Origin of the sequence: Marmoricola sp. OAE513 (genome assembly GCF_040546585.1) — a bacterium.
GTDB lineage: Bacteria > Actinomycetota > Actinomycetes > Propionibacteriales > Nocardioidaceae > Marmoricola.
Genome location: NZ_JBEPOC010000001.1, coordinates 3557549 through 3570788, shown reverse-complemented (window position 1 = coordinate 3570788; position 13240 = coordinate 3557549). Strand labels below are relative to the sequence as shown.

Genomic DNA, 13240 nt, shown 5'->3' with positions numbered 1-13240 from the left:
GACCGGGACGATAGCGGCTCAGCCGTCGATCCGGTTGCCTTCGTCGTCCCAGTGCTCGGCGACCTTCTTGCTCGGCTGCACCCGCGGCGGCTCGCCAGGCATTTTCGGGTAGTCCGGCGGGTAGTTGAGCTCGACGGCGCCCTGCTCCTCGAACGCGTCCAGCAGCGGCTGCAACGAGCAAGCGACGTCGTCGATCGCGGCCCACGGGTCGCCGTCGGCCAGTCGGTCGGGGACGGTGAACAGGTTGTAGACCTTCGGGTCGGTGACGCCGGCCAGCTCGTCCCAGGTCATCGGCGTGGAGACCGGGGCGCCGGGGATCGGCCGCAGCGAGTACGCAGAGGCGATCGTGCGGTCGCGGGAGTTCTGGTTGAAGTCGACGAAGATGCGCTCGCCGCGCTCCTCCTTCCACCAGGCGGTCGTGACACCGTCGTCCCGCTTCTCCAGCTCGCGCCCGAAGGCGATCGCGGCGTGGCGGACGTCGACGAAGTCCCAGCGTGGCTCGATCCGCACGTAGATGTGCACGCCCCGGCTGCCCGAGGTCTTCGGGAACCCCACGATCCCGAGGTCCTCGAGCAGCTCCTTGGCGACGCCGGCGACACGGACGGCGTCGCTGAACGACGTACCGGGTTGGGGGTCGAGGTCGATGCGCAGCTCGTCCGGCTTGTCGACGTCGGAGCGGCGTACGGGCCACGGGTGGAAGGTGAGCGTGCCCATCTGCGCGCACCACACCGGCACGGCGATCTCGGTCGGGCAGACCTCCTTCGCGGTCCGACCCGAGGGAAATGTGATCTCGCAGTCCTCGAGGTAGTCGGGCGCGCCCATCGGCACCCGCTTCTGGTAGAACGCGTCCGACTTCTCCCCCGGCCGGCCGGTGCCGAGCTTGATGCCCGGCAGCACGCCCTTGGGCCACCGCTCCAACGCCGTCGGGCGGTCACCGAGCGCGCGCATCAGGCCGTCGCCGACGTCGCAGAAGTACTGCGCGACCATCAGCTTGGTGACCTCCGGCGTCGACTCCGTCCCCGGGTAGATCACCCGGTCGGGGCTCGAGACCCGGACAGCACGGTCACCGGCGAGGACCTCAGCAGCGGGCGTAGCCATGCCCCCGACCCTAGCCCGATCGCCGAGAGGTCACAGATGTCCCGCCCCGGAACGCCGAGAGGTCCGAGATGTCTCGGTCACACGCATCGAGAGGGCGCTGATGTCGCACCGGGTGCGACATCAGCGCCCTCTCGGCGCACTTCAGTGAGACATCTGTGACCTCTCGCCGTACGGGAGCGGGTCATCTGTGACCTCTCGCCGTACGGGGGTGGGACATCTGTGACCTCTCGGGAGTCAGTTGCTCCCGCAGTCGCTGACACCGCCGGGGATCGAGGTGACCCGCGTCGTACCGGCCGCGGTTCCGTTGGTGCGCCAGACCTGCTCCTTCAGCGTGCTGCCGCTCCACGCCTGGAAGTAGGTGACGGCGCCCGCGGTCGCGAAGGACTCGGGGTAGTCGTAGCTGCCGCCGCGGTTGAAGGACGCGACCTTGCTGGTCCCGGCCTTCGTACCGTTCGTCTTCCACACGGTGTAGACGTTGCTGCCGCCGTCGGCCACGAAGTACGCCTTCGAGCCTGCCGCGGAGAACACCCCGGCGTTGGCGCTCTTCTTGCCCTTCTTCAGGTCCTTGAGGAGCTTGGTGCCCTTCTTGGTGCCGTTGGTGACCCAAAGCTCGCGACCGTGGGACTTGTCGTACGCGCTGAACACCACCTTCTTGCCGACGCGTGCGCCCTGCTCGGGGTCGCTGCCCTTCGAGCCCTTGCGAATGTCCTTGAGCAGCTTGGTGCCCTTCTTGGTCCCGGTGGACACCCAGAGCTCGCGACCCTTGCCCTTGGCCGAGGCCGTGAAGACGATCTTCTTGCCGAGACCCGTGATCCCCCAAGTGCCCTTGGAGTTCAGGTCCTTCACCTTCTTCGTGCCCGCCGTGGTGCCGTCGCTGACCCACAGGTCCTTGTTCGCGGCGAAGTAGACCTTGTTGCCCATGCCCGCGAAGAACGCCGGCTCGCTTCCTGCCGAGCCCGGAAGAATGTCCTTGACCAGCTTCGTGCCACCGGGCGTGCCGTTGGTCACCCAGAGCTCGCGGCCGTGGCTGCCGTCGTTGGCCCGGAAGTAGGTCTTGCCCTGCCAGGTGTAGAAGCCACCCGCGTTGCTCCACCCGGACCCCAGCCGAACGTCCTTGAGCATGAAGGTCCCGGCGTCGGTGCCGTCGGAGACCCAGGGCTCCTTGCCGTGGACGCCGTCGCTCGCGCCGAACACGACCTTGGAGCCCAGGGCCGCCGGCTGCGCGGGGTAGCCGGGTTCCGTGCCGGTGATGATGTCCTTGACCAGCTCGGTCGTCGAGCCGTTGGTCCGGAACAGCTCGCACCCGGTCGACCCGTTGTCGGCGCCGAAGTAGACCCACCCTCCGGCCGCGGCCTGGTCGGTGGGTTCGGCGGCGTACGACGAGACGCTGCCGGCGAGGATGACGGCGCCTGCAGCTGCAGCGATCGAGAGCCGGGCGATCCGAGATGTGCGAGCCATGGGGCAACCTTCTGTTCCTGAGAGATCCGAGGGCCTTGAGGGTGTCCGATTTCCCCGGTTCGATCAAGTAGGGAAACCACCCGGTCAGTAGACTTCAGGTATGGGATACAAGGTCGAGAAGTCCGACGCCGAGTGGCGCGAGCAGCTCTCCCCCGCCGAGTTCCAGGTGCTCCGCCAGGCCGGGACCGAGCGGGCTTTCACCGGTGAGTACACCGACACCAAGACGGTCGGTGTGTACAAGTGCCGCGCCTGCCAGACCGAGCTCTTCCGCAGCGACACCAAGTTCGACTCGCACTGCGGCTGGCCGTCGTTCTACGCCCCGCTCGCCGGCGACACGGTCGAGTACATCACCGACACCTCCGGCGGCATGGTGCGCACCGAGGTCCGCTGCGCGAACTGCGGCTCGCACCTCGGCCACGTGTTCGAGGGCGAGGGCTACGGGACGCCGACCGACCAGCGCTACTGCATCAACTCGATCAGCCTGACGCTGGAGCCGGACGAGGCCTGAGACTTGAGTTGTGTGCTCCAGGACGCGGCCCAGCGCGTCCTGGGGCACACGACCCGGGCTCAGGGGAGCTTGTTGATCATCTCCGCGGTCTCCAGCCGACGGCCCGTGTAGAACGGGGTCTCCTCGCGCACGTGGCGCCGGGTCTCGGACCCGCGCAGGTGGCGCATCAGGTCGACGATCCGGTACAGCTCGGCGGCCTCGAAGGCCAGCATCCACTCGTAGTCACCGAGCGCGAACGACGAGACCGTGTTCGCCCGCACGTCCGGGTAGTCGCGCGCCATCCTGCCGTGCTCGGCGAGCAGGCGACGACGCTCGCCGTCCTCGAGCAGGTACCACTCGTAGGACCGCACGAACGGGTAGACGCAGACGTAGGGCTGCACCTCCTCGTCGGCGAGGAAGGCCGGCACGTGGCTCTTGTTGAACTCGGCGGGACGGTGCAGGGCCATCTGCGACCAGACCGGCGCCAGTCGACGGCCGAAGCCGGTCGCGCGGAACCGGTGGTAGGCGTCCTGCAGCTCGTCGGAGGTCTCGGCGTGCCACCAGATCATCACGTCGGCGTCCGCGCGCAGGCCGCCGACGTCGTACACGCCACGGGTGGTGACGTCGGCCGCGTCGAGCTCGGCGAAGAGCGTCTCGACCTCGCTGATCTCGTCGCTCCTGTCCGCGGTCCCGTACAGGTCGTCGAGGCGGAAGACCGACCACATGGTGTAGCGCACCATCTCGTTGATCTCGCGGGCCTTCTTCACAGACGTCGACATGGGGACATCCTCCCAAGGGTCACCTAAGGAGTCGAAGGCAGGGCGGGTAGTTGGTCCAGCAACGACGAGACGGCCAGGTGTGCCGAGGCGATGCACGCCGGGATCCCGAGCCCGTCGTACGCCGCTCCGCACACCGCCAGGCCCGGCACCCGGGCCACCTCGGCCCGCACGGTTCCGATCCGGTCGAGGTGCCCGACGGCGTACTGCGGCAGCCCCCCGCCCCAGCGCTGGACGTGCGTGTCGATGGGCTTGACCGACAGGCCGATGGCATCGGTCAGGTCCTCGAGCGCGACCTGCACGAGCTCCTCGTCGCTGGCCTGCAGCTGGTGCTCCTCGCGGTGGCGCCCGATCGAGCAACGCATGACCAGGACACCGTCCCCCGTCTCGCGGACCCAGTCCCACTTCGCGAACGAGAACGTGGCCGCCTTGATCGTGCGCTTCTCCACCGGCGGGACCAGGAACCCCGACCCGGTGACGGCCGGGAAGTCCCGGGCCGCGAACGCCATGGTCACCAGCGCGACCGAGGCGTGCTCGATCCGCGCGAGCTCCAGGGCCGCTCTCGGTACGACGTCGCTGAGCAGCTTCGCCGCCGCACGGGCCGGAACCGCGACCACGACGGCGTCGGCGTGCACGAGCTCGGGTGCCGTGGTGGAGCCCACCACGACGGTCCAGCCGCCTTCCGGCCGACGGGCCAGGCCGCGTGCGGTGGTACCGACCCTGATCTGGGCTCCGCTGGCGGTCGCCACCGCGGCGGGAAGCCGTCCGACTCCGCCGACGAGGCCGGCGAAGACGGGTATCTCGCTGGCAGGCCCGGACGTCGCGCGCGCTGCCGCCTTGCCCAGCGAGCGGTCGCGGTCCAGCAGCGCCACCACCTGCGGTACGGCGGCACGTGCGGAGATCTCCCGGGCGTGCCCGGCGTACACCCCGCCCAGGAGCGGCTCGACGAGTCGGTCGACGACCTCCTTGCCGAAGCGCTCCTCGACCAGCCCCCCGATGCTCGTGTCGCGGCCGTCCAGCGACGTCGCGGGCAGGACGGTGTCCATCGCCGCGCGCGCCATCCCGGCCTTGGAGATCACGCCGGTCTCGGCCAACGCACGGAGGTCGACGGGGATGCCCATCATCGTGCGCGGCATCGTCACCAGGTCGCCCCGGTTCCACAGGTGCGCGGTGATCGTGGCCGGGTGCACGACCGCATCGGCCAGCCCGGAGGTGCGCGCCAGCGCGACCGCTTCGGGACGCCGGTTGAGCATCGCCTCCGCCCCCACGTCGACGACCACGCCACCGACCTCCGCCAGCTTCAGCTTGCCGCCGATCTCCGGGGAGCCCTCGAGCACCACGATCTCGGCGTCGGGCCGTTCCTCGCGCATCCGGGCTGCTGCCGCCAGGCCGGCGATGCCGCCGCCGATGACGACGACGACCGGAGCGGGGGTGGCGGACACGCCTCCCAGACTACGGATCCGGCGGAGGAGGGATCCAGACGGGCAGGTCGTGCGTCGTACCGCCATGAAGATCTCGCGCGTGGCCCTCGCCGTCCCTGTTCTCGCCCTCGTCGCCGCCTGCGGTGCCGCGGCCCACGATGCCGGCGACTCCAAAGCCGCGAGCGCGGATGCCGACTCCTCCCAGGTCGACCCGGCGTCGGCGCCGGGGGCCGAGCCCGCGCCCGGCGCCCGCGACGCCTCGGGCGGCACCAGTGCCGAGGGCTTCGCGTACTCCGACGCCAAGGTCGCGAAGAGTGACTCCGTACCGCAGGAACGAGCGATCATCAGTACCGGTCAGGTCTCGCTGCGCACCAAGGATCTCGACCAGGCGCGGTTCGACCTGCAGAAGCTGCTCGACTCCCTCGGCGGGATCATCGCCGACGAGGAGTCCAGCGCGGACGAGAAGGGTCGCACCGACCGGCAGCGGCTCGAGCTACGGGTGCCCAGCACCAAGTTCGGTACGGCGATGGACCGGATCTCGAAGCTCGGGGTGCTGGTCGACCGGAGCCGCAGCTCCGGGGACGTCACGGCCCAGGTGATCGACAACAACGCCCGGCTGCGCAGCCAGAAGCTCAGCCTGGCCCGGATCCAGGCGTTGCTCGCGAAGGCCAAGGACCTCGACCAGGTGATCGCGATCGAGGGTCAGCTCAGCCAGCGCCAGGCCGACCTGGAGGCGCTGGAGTCCCAGCAGAAGTACCTGTCCGACTCCACCGCGCTGGCCACGATCAACGTCTACCTGCGGCTGCCGGACGACGAGACCGCGACGCCGAAGAAGGACGACGACAACGACGGGTTCCTCGGCGGTCTGGATTCGGGTTGGGACGCCCTGGCCACGGTGACCTCGGTGGTGCTGGTCAGCGTCGGCGCCCTGCTGCCGTTCGCCGCAGTGCTCGCGGCGATCGGCGTGCCGGTCTGGATCTCGCGACGCCGGCGTACGGCGCAGGTCGGCTAGCGCGCGCTGACCTCGTGGACGTGGTCGGTCAGCCGCTTGAGCTGGTCGGGGTTCGTCGAGGGGATCACGCCGTGGCCGAGGTTGAAGATGTGGCCCGGTGCCTCGCGTCCGGCGGCGAGCACCTGGTCGGCGCGATCGAGCATCACCTCGGTCGGCGCGAACACCAGGGTCGGGTCGAGGTTGCCCTGGACGCTGCGGCCACCGACGCGGCGTACGCCCTCGCTGAGCGGCACCCGCCAGTCCACCCCCACGACCTCGGCGCCGGCCGAACCCATCAGGTCCAGGATCTCACCGGTGCCGACGCCGAAGTGGATCCGCGGCACGCCGGTCACGCCGATCGAGGTCAGGACGTCGGTCGAGTACGGCAGCACGTGCTTCTCGTAGTCGGCGCGGGTGACCGCTCCGGCCCAGGAGTCGAACAGCTGGACGGCGCTGGCGCCGGCGGCGACCTGGACGTGCAGGTACGCCGCGGAGATGCCGGCGATCTTGCGCATCAGGGCGTCCCAGACGTCCGGCGCACCGAACATCAACGTCTTGGTCTTGGCGTGCTCCTTCGACGGGCCGCCCTCGACCAGGTAGGAGGCGACCGTGAACGGCGCGCCCGCGAAACCGATCAGCGGGGTCTGGCCCAGCTCGGAGACGAGCTGCGAGACGGCCTGGGTGATGAACGGGACGTGCTCGGGCGCGAGGTCGGGGATCGCCTCGACGTCGGCCAGGGTGCGTACCGGGTTCGCGACCACCGGCCCCACCCCGGCCACGATGTCGAGGTCGACCCCGATGGCCTTGAGCGGCAGCACGATGTCGGAGAAGAAGATCGCCGCGTCGACGCCGTACCGGCGGACGGGCTGCAGGGTGATCTCGGTGACCAGGTCGGGCTGCATGCAGGAGTCCAGCATCGTGACGCCCTCGCGCACCTTGAGGTACTCGGGGAGCGACCGGCCTGCCTGGCGCATGAACCAGACCGGGGTGTGCGGCACGGGCTCGCCGCGGGCGGCGCGGAGGAAGGCGGAGTCCTGAACGGACTCGGGGACGGACGAGGAGACGGACATGGGGACGATCTTCGCAGGTCAGGCGGCGAGTCGGGGACGCGGGATCTGTTGATCCGTCCTAACCTGAGCCCATGGCTGCACCCCGCGAACGGCACATCGAGCCGACGCCGATCCCGGCGGAGTTCGAGCGCGCCGTGCGCCAGCTGCGCGGCGCGACCTTCCGTCCCGAGGTCTTCACCGAGGAGATGCCCGCTCCGCAGCGGATCGCCCCGTTCGCCTCGGCGATCTCGGCGGACGTGACCGTGGACGGTGAGGACGTCGGCACCGGCAGGATCGTCGTCCTGCACGACCCAGCCGGCAACGACACCTGGGACGGCACCTTCCGCTGCGTGGCCTACGCCCGCGCGGACATCGATCCTGAGCTGGTGACCGACCCGCTGCTCGCCGAGGTCGGTTGGACCTGGCTGACCGAGGCACTCGAGGCGCACGGAGCCGAGTACGGCGCCCCCTCGGGCACGGTGACCAGCGTCGCCTCGGAGAGCTTCGGCGGGATGGCCGCCGAGCCCGGCACCGCCCAGATCGAGATCCGCGCGTCGTGGACCCCGGTCGGCGACCTCACTCCGCACGTCGAGGCCTGGGGCGAGCTGCTCTGCACCGCCGCCGGTCTCGCACCCGTCCCCGAGGGCGTTGCCACGATCCCGAGCCGACGCGGTCAGCGCGGCCCGGAGTAGTGGAGATGGCTGAGGACAAGTCCGAGCGGGCTGTCGAGGAGACGGTCGAGGAGAAGCCCGAGGCTCCCCTGCTGACCCTGCGCGACGGACTGCCCCCGATCGTCGAGACGCGTGCTGCGCTCGACGAGGTCGTCGGCGCCGTGGCCGCCGGCACCGGACCGATCGGCCTGGACGCCGAGCGTGCTTCCGGCTACCGGTACTCCGCCCGCGCGTACCTGATCCAGCTGCGCCGTGAGGGTGCCGGTACGGCGCTGATCGACCCGATCGCGTTCGACGACCTGAACGACCTGAACGAGGCCTTCGGCGGCGCCGAGTGGATCCTGCACGCGGCCAGCCAGGACATCCCGTGCCTGCGCGAGGTCGGCCTGGTCCCGACGGCTCTCTTCGACACCGAGCTCGCTGCACGGCTCCTCGGCTACCCGCGGGTCGGCCTGGCCACCCTCGTCGAGGTCATCGTCGGCAAGACGATGCGCAAGGAGCACTCGGCCGCGGACTGGTCGAAGCGCCCTCTGCCCGAGCCGTGGCTGGAGTACGCCGCCCTCGACGTCGAGGTGCTCACCGAGCTCCGCGACGTGCTCGCTGCCGAGCTCGAGGCGTCCGGCAAGACCGAGTGGGCGCGCCAGGAGTTCGAGGCGCTGCTCTCCTACGAGACCCCGGCCCGCCAAGACCCGTGGCGGCGCACGTCCGGGATCCACAAGGCCAAGGGACGCCGGGCGCTCGCCGCGGTGCGTGAGCTGTGGACCGTGCGGGACGAGCTCGCCGCCGACCTCGACACCACCCCGGGCCGCCTGATCCCGGACTCGGCGATGATCGCGGCTGCGAACGCGCTGCCGACCAACGGCAAGATGCTGATGGACACAGCCGGCTTCCACGGACGTGGCGCCCGCCGCTACCTGGACACCTGGGTCGAAGCACTCAAGCGCGCCCGAGCGCTGCCCGACAACGAGCTGCCTCCGGTCGCGAACCGCTCCGACGGGCCGCCCCAGGTGCGCTCGTGGCCGGACCGGGACCCGGTGGCCGCAGCGCGTCTGAACACGGCGCGCGCGGCGGTGACGGCGCTGTCGGAGGAGTGGAACACGCCGGTCGAGAACCTGCTGACACCCGACTACATGCGACGGCTGCTGTGGAGCCCGCCGCAGGTCGCCGACGAGGAGCTCGAGGGCGCCGTCGGCGCTGAGCTGCTTACGCTCGGCGCTCGCCAGTGGCAGGTCGACCTGATGGCACCGATCATCGCCGAGGCGATCCGCAACCCGGGCGAGCTCGACTCTCCCGGCGCTGAGGCCGAGTAGGACCTACGGGGTAGGACCTACGGGCTCGGCGTCGCCGACCCGCTGGGCGTGCCCGTGGGGACAGCCGGTGGGGTGAACACCGGCACCGATGCCTCGTCGATCGCCTTGAGGCGCTCGTCCAGCGGCTCGATGAGGGCGTCGTAGAACAAACGGGTCAGGAGCGGCTCGGCGGCGGCCGCAGCGGCAGGGAAGTTCCCGGACGGCAGGATGCGGCTGTAGCGAGCCTGCTGGTCGAAGACCTCCGCGTGCTCGGGCAGCTGACCCGGCTGGAGGTAGGAGTCGGAGTGCGCCACGTCGACGTTGGTCGGAACCGTGAACCCCGTCTCGGCCAGGATCGAGGCCGCCTCGTCCGACACGGCGTACGCCATGAAGTCCGCGGCCTTGCTGCTGTGCTCGGAGCCGGCGCTCAGGCACAGGCCCGAGCTCTGCCCGACCGTCGCGCGCTTGCCGAGGCTCGGCATCGGCATGACGTCGAACTTCAGCTTCGCCTGGGTGCGCAGCTCCGGGGTGAGGCTGCGGTAGCCGAAGATCATCCCGAGCTTGCCGTTCTTGAACCGCTGGATTCCCGAGCTGCGCGCGATCTGCTTCTCGTTGTACGTCGCGAGCGGGTCGCGGACCAGCTCGAGCACCTTCTCGAGCGCGGCCTCGGTGGAACCGTTCTCCAGCTTCAGCGTGGTCGGGTCGGTCTTGCTGTCGACCAGGTCGCCGTTGCCCGAGTAGATGAGCGGGGCGAGCTGCTCGATGGTCGGGGCGACGTACAGGCCGCGGACACCGGGGCCTTGGACGCTTCGTGCCGCCCGGGCGAACTGGCTGAAGGTCCAGCCGGTGTCGTGGGAGACCTCGGTCTCGTTCTCGCCCGCCACCTTGTTGAGGTCGATCAGGTCGGTGTTGTAGTAGACGACCATCGGCGAGACGTCGACCGGCATGCACTGCAGCGCGTTGTCGGAGGAGAACGCCTCCAACGAGTAGCGGTTGAAGCCGTCACCGAAGTCGACCTCCCGCTCTCCGAGGAGGTCGTCGACCCGGCGGATCGCCTTCTCCTCGACCAGGTCCGGCAGCGCCGAGGGCGGGGCCAGGAACACGTCCGGCTGCTTCCCGGCGGCGAGCTCGGCCTTGAACGCAGCCTGCGACGCCGACGCGGTGCCGTAGGGCCGGACGCTGACGGCGACCTTCGGGTGCTCGGCGTTGTAGTTGGCCGCGATCCTGGCGTACGCAGTGATCACCTGGGGCGGTCCGTAGACCGAGAAGGACAGCAGCGTGGGCCCGGACGGTGCAGCCGAGGTCACCGTCGGCTCGGGCTTCTCGTCGCTGGAGCACCCGGCAGCCAGTCCGGCGGCGAGCGCCAGCACGGTCACGAGGACGACACGACCACGTGAGGCGCGGCTGGCCACAGCGGACTCCCTTCTGCCCGGGGGGAGGTCCCACGGCAGCATCACGATAGCCGGACACGCCGCGCCCTCCCCGGAGCCCCGGGTGTGATGTTCGCCCGCCTAGGCTCGGACCATGCGTTCTCCCCGTTCGATGCCCTCCCTCCTCCTCGGCGTTCTCGTCGCCGCTCTCGTCGCCGCTCTCCTCACCGGGTGCGCGTCCAAGGACGACTCCCCCGCGAAGGCGGCTCCCGGCGAGAGCCCGAGCAGTGCGCCGAGCGCCAGCGCCCCCGTCGACGAGCCGACCGACGAGGTGAGCGAGGAGCCGACCGAGGAGCCGACCGACGATGCCCCGGCGACCCTGGCCGACCGGCTGCTGCCGACAGCGTCGGTGCCCGGCCTGAACGCGACCTGGCGCTGGGAGGACGGCGAGACCGGTCCCGCCGGCTCCGAGGCGTTCGGCCTCTGCGCGAAGGTCGACCTGGCAAGCATCGGTGCCACGGAAGTCGTCGAGCGCACCTACTTCCCGCCGGTCGACACCGACGACAACGCTGCCGAGCAGATCGCAGAGTTCCCCGACGCGACCACGACCGCGACCGCCCTGAAGGTGCTCAAGAGCTGGCACAAGCGCTGCTCGGCACCCCGGGTCAAGGTCGGTCCGCTGACCAGCGTCCAGGGTGGTTCCTGGTACCTGGTCACCAAGACCTCGCCGAACAAGGACGAAGGCCTGTTCCAGGCGGTCGGGCTGGTCACCTCGGGCACCCGGATCGCGGTGCTGACGATCGACCTGATCGGCCAGGACTACAACTACCCCGCCGGCAAGGAGCCGATGGTCGCGATGGTCAACGCCGCCGCCGCCCGCTTGGCGTGAGCCGGATTCGCGGCGTTCGTCCAGGTTCACCGCGTAGGTTGGTGCCATGAGTGACGGCACCGGTTCCCGCGGGCACCACCGCCCCTCGCTGCCCGGTGCCGGGCACTTCGAGGCGATCGAGACCACCGAGCACGACCCGGCGGTCCTGGCCGAGGCGGCCGAGCGCGCGGCGTTCGCCCTGGTGCGGGGCGCCCGGGACCAGGCGGACGACGAGCTCGTCGGCCGCGTCGTCCACCTCGCTGACACCGAGGGTCTGGAGACCCTGGCCGACCTCTGGTCCGGCGCGGCGCCTACCTCGCTCGCGGGCGTGCTCTGGCGGCTCTACCTGCTGCGCACCTGGGTGTACGCCGACCCCGCCACGGCGGCGCGCGAGTTCGACCGCGGCCGGGCCCTGGCACCGGTGGCCGAGGCGATCTCGGGCGTCGAGGAGCCACCGGGCCCCGACGAGGTCCGGGTGCTGGTCGATTCCGTGCTCAGCGGCGTCGTCGTCGGCGACTTCGCGGACACGTTGTTCCGCGCGTCGGCGTTCGCCCGGGTCGCGGCCGCCGGACGCGCCCAGGAGGAGTCGGTCTCCGGGTCGTCGTACAGCAGCGACCTGTCGGCCGCGCGACTGCTCACGCTGGCCGAGCAGCTCCAGCAGGCGGCACGGCTCGAGCTCGCCGGCGACCTCGGGTGAGGACGGGTAAACCAGCGGCGCAACCTCACGCCGGTTAGAATTGCAGAGCGCCGGGCCGTGGCAGCCCCGGGACCTAAAAATAGCCGCTTCGAGCGGCCACGCGCCGTGAGGCGCTCCCGGCCCGGCGCGCCCGGGGTCATCGTCGCTGTGGGGCCGACCGCCCACCGGCGTCGCGAACTCGACTAGCGTTCCGGCCATGGCATCACGCATCGTGCAGTTCTTCCGGCGCAGCCTGGCTCGGCGCACGCCACGCCTCACGACGACCTACGCACCACGCCGCAACGGTCGCCCGGACCCGGGCGAGGTCTGCTGGGCGTGGGTGCCCTTCGAGGAGGACGCCAGCCAGGGCAAGGACCGGCCGGTGCTGGTGATCGCGATCTACGGGAGCACCGTGATCGCGTTGCCGCTGACCAGCAAGGACCACGACCGCGACGCCGACCACCAGGCCCGCGAGGGCCGCTTCTGGATGGACATCGGGACCGGCGACTGGGACCGGCAGCGCCGCCCGAGCGAGGTCCGCCTCAACCGCGTTCTCCAGCTCGACGTGAAGACCGTACGGCGTGAGGGCGGTGCGCTGCCGCGCCCGATCTTCGACGCCGTCATCGCGGCGGCGACGCCGTACCTGCCCGAGGCGACGTCCTGACCCGGCCGCCGTACAACCCGGCCGTCGACGGTCGCCCGTACCCGGGTGAGGTCGTCTGGACCTGGGTCCCGTTCGAGGAGGGCTCGCGCGAGGGCAAGGACCGTCCGGTCCTCGTGCTCGCCGTCGACGGCGCCCGGCTGACGGCGCTCCCACTGCGCAGCCGGACCGACCAGCAGCGCCGCAACCAGGTCTGGATGGATCTCGGCGCCGGTGCCTGGGACCGGCAGGACCGCAGCAGCGAGGTCCAGCTCAACCGGGTCCTGACCGTGAGCATCTACGACGTGCGCCGCAACGGCGCCGAGCTCGACGCCGCCCTGTTCGACGAGGTGCTGCGCGCGAGCCGGCGCTACCGCTGACCCACCCGACGCCGAGAGGGCCCAGATGTCCCACCTCAGTGCGCCGAGAGGGCCCAGATGTCCCAC

14 protein-coding genes are annotated in these 13240 nt (G+C 70.7%); 8 read left to right on the top strand and 6 right to left on the bottom strand.

Going from position 1 to position 13240, the window contains the following annotated elements; all coding sequences use genetic code 11:
* Positions 1-18: 18 nt before the first annotated feature.
* Both ABIE44_RS17835 and ABIE44_RS17830 read right to left on the bottom strand, forming a co-directional pair.
* Positions 19-1098: a DNA polymerase domain-containing protein gene (locus tag ABIE44_RS17835; RefSeq protein WP_209714437.1), complete on the bottom strand. Its 1080-nt coding sequence runs from the start codon at positions 1096-1098 to the stop codon at positions 19-21.
* 234 nt (positions 1099-1332) lie between these two features.
* A complete protein-coding gene (locus tag ABIE44_RS17830; protein ID WP_209714439.1) occupies positions 1333-2556 on the bottom strand; it encodes an ELWxxDGT repeat protein in 1224 nt (407 codons plus the stop codon).
* A gap of 100 nt (positions 2557-2656) precedes the next feature.
* Between ABIE44_RS17830 and msrB the strand changes: the two genes are divergently transcribed.
* Complete coding sequence (gene msrB, locus ABIE44_RS17825; protein WP_209714441.1) at positions 2657-3064, top strand: peptide-methionine (R)-S-oxide reductase MsrB; 408 nt, start codon at positions 2657-2659, stop codon at positions 3062-3064.
* Between the two features lie 59 nt (positions 3065-3123).
* Here msrB and hemQ read toward each other — a convergent pair whose 3' ends face one another.
* Complete coding sequence (hemQ, locus tag ABIE44_RS17820; RefSeq protein WP_209714442.1) at positions 3124-3822, bottom strand: hydrogen peroxide-dependent heme synthase; 699 nt, start codon at positions 3820-3822, stop codon at positions 3124-3126.
* Between the two features lie 23 nt (positions 3823-3845).
* Positions 3846-5261, bottom strand: a complete 1416-nt coding sequence (gene hemG / locus ABIE44_RS17815) for a protoporphyrinogen oxidase (RefSeq protein WP_354438265.1) — start codon at positions 5259-5261, stop codon at positions 3846-3848.
* 64 nt (positions 5262-5325) lie between these two features.
* On the opposite strand from hemG, the gene ABIE44_RS17810 reads away from it, so the two are divergent.
* On the top strand, positions 5326-6252 hold the full coding sequence (locus ABIE44_RS17810) for a DUF4349 domain-containing protein (RefSeq protein ID WP_209714446.1): 927 nt from the start codon (positions 5326-5328) through the stop codon (positions 6250-6252).
* Here ABIE44_RS17810 and hemE read toward each other — a convergent pair.
* Positions 6249-7301, bottom strand: a complete 1053-nt coding sequence (hemE, locus tag ABIE44_RS17805; protein WP_209714448.1) for a uroporphyrinogen decarboxylase — start codon at positions 7299-7301, stop codon at positions 6249-6251. The two genes, ABIE44_RS17810 and hemE, sit on opposite strands and share 4 nt — an antisense overlap.
* 71 nt (positions 7302-7372) lie before the next feature.
* Between hemE and ABIE44_RS17800 the strand changes: the two genes are divergently transcribed.
* Both ABIE44_RS17800 and ABIE44_RS17795 read left to right on the top strand, forming a co-directional pair.
* Positions 7373-7972 carry a DUF3000 domain-containing protein gene (locus ABIE44_RS17800; RefSeq protein WP_209714449.1) on the top strand — a complete coding sequence of 200 codons (600 nt, stop codon included), beginning with the start codon at positions 7373-7375 and terminating at the stop codon, positions 7970-7972.
* 5 nt (positions 7973-7977) lie between these two features.
* The gene (locus ABIE44_RS17795) at positions 7978-9261 is read left to right on the top strand and encodes an HRDC domain-containing protein (RefSeq protein WP_209714451.1); all 1284 of its coding nucleotides are present in this window, start codon (positions 7978-7980) and stop codon (positions 9259-9261) included.
* 17 nt (positions 9262-9278) lie between these two features.
* Here ABIE44_RS17795 and ABIE44_RS17790 read toward each other — a convergent pair whose 3' ends face one another.
* Positions 9279-10652, bottom strand: a complete 1374-nt coding sequence (locus tag ABIE44_RS17790; RefSeq protein WP_209714452.1) for an extracellular solute-binding protein — start codon at positions 10650-10652, stop codon at positions 9279-9281.
* Positions 10653-10764: 112 nt separating this feature from the next.
* Here ABIE44_RS17790 and ABIE44_RS17785 point away from each other — a divergent pair, with 112 nt between their 5' ends.
* From ABIE44_RS17785 to ABIE44_RS17770, 4 genes are all read left to right on the top strand, one after another.
* Positions 10765-11499, top strand: coding sequence for a hypothetical protein (locus ABIE44_RS17785; RefSeq protein ID WP_209714454.1), 735 nt, complete (start codon positions 10765-10767; stop codon positions 11497-11499).
* A gap of 46 nt (positions 11500-11545) precedes the next feature.
* A complete protein-coding gene (locus ABIE44_RS17780; protein ID WP_209714456.1) occupies positions 11546-12175 on the top strand; it encodes a hypothetical protein in 630 nt (209 codons plus the stop codon).
* A gap of 196 nt (positions 12176-12371) precedes the next feature.
* On the top strand, positions 12372-12818 hold the full coding sequence (locus tag ABIE44_RS17775; protein ID WP_209714458.1) for a type II toxin-antitoxin system PemK/MazF family toxin: 447 nt from the start codon (positions 12372-12374) through the stop codon (positions 12816-12818).
* A complete protein-coding gene (locus tag ABIE44_RS17770) occupies positions 12815-13174 on the top strand; it encodes a type II toxin-antitoxin system PemK/MazF family toxin (protein ID WP_209723085.1) in 360 nt (119 codons plus the stop codon). The genes ABIE44_RS17775 and ABIE44_RS17770 overlap by 4 nt, the downstream gene beginning before the upstream one ends.
* Positions 13175-13240 lie beyond the last annotated feature (66 nt).

Excerpts from the sequence above, each read along its gene's own strand:
- ABIE44_RS17810 (WP_209714446.1), top strand. The coding sequence starts at position 5,326 with ATGAAGATCTCGCGCGTGGCCCTCGCCGTCCCTGTTCTCGCCCTCGTC.
- hemQ (WP_209714442.1), bottom strand. The coding sequence starts at position 3,822 with ATGTCGACGTCTGTGAAGAAGGCCCGCGAGATCAACGAGATGGTGCGC.
- ABIE44_RS17785 (WP_209714454.1), top strand. The coding sequence starts at position 10,765 with ATGCGTTCTCCCCGTTCGATGCCCTCCCTCCTCCTCGGCGTTCTCGTC.
- msrB (WP_209714441.1), top strand. The coding sequence starts at position 2,657 with ATGGGATACAAGGTCGAGAAGTCCGACGCCGAGTGGCGCGAGCAGCTC.
- ABIE44_RS17830 (WP_209714439.1), bottom strand. The coding sequence starts at position 2,556 with ATGGCTCGCACATCTCGGATCGCCCGGCTCTCGATCGCTGCAGCTGCA.
- ABIE44_RS17780 (WP_209714456.1), top strand. The coding sequence starts at position 11,546 with ATGAGTGACGGCACCGGTTCCCGCGGGCACCACCGCCCCTCGCTGCCC.
- ABIE44_RS17795 (WP_209714451.1), top strand. The coding sequence starts at position 7,978 with ATGGCTGAGGACAAGTCCGAGCGGGCTGTCGAGGAGACGGTCGAGGAG.
- ABIE44_RS17775 (WP_209714458.1), top strand. The coding sequence starts at position 12,372 with ATGGCATCACGCATCGTGCAGTTCTTCCGGCGCAGCCTGGCTCGGCGC.
- ABIE44_RS17835 (WP_209714437.1), bottom strand. The coding sequence starts at position 1,098 with ATGGCTACGCCCGCTGCTGAGGTCCTCGCCGGTGACCGTGCTGTCCGG.
- ABIE44_RS17800 (WP_209714449.1), top strand. The coding sequence starts at position 7,373 with ATGGCTGCACCCCGCGAACGGCACATCGAGCCGACGCCGATCCCGGCG.
- hemE (WP_209714448.1), bottom strand. The coding sequence starts at position 7,301 with ATGTCCGTCTCCTCGTCCGTCCCCGAGTCCGTTCAGGACTCCGCCTTC.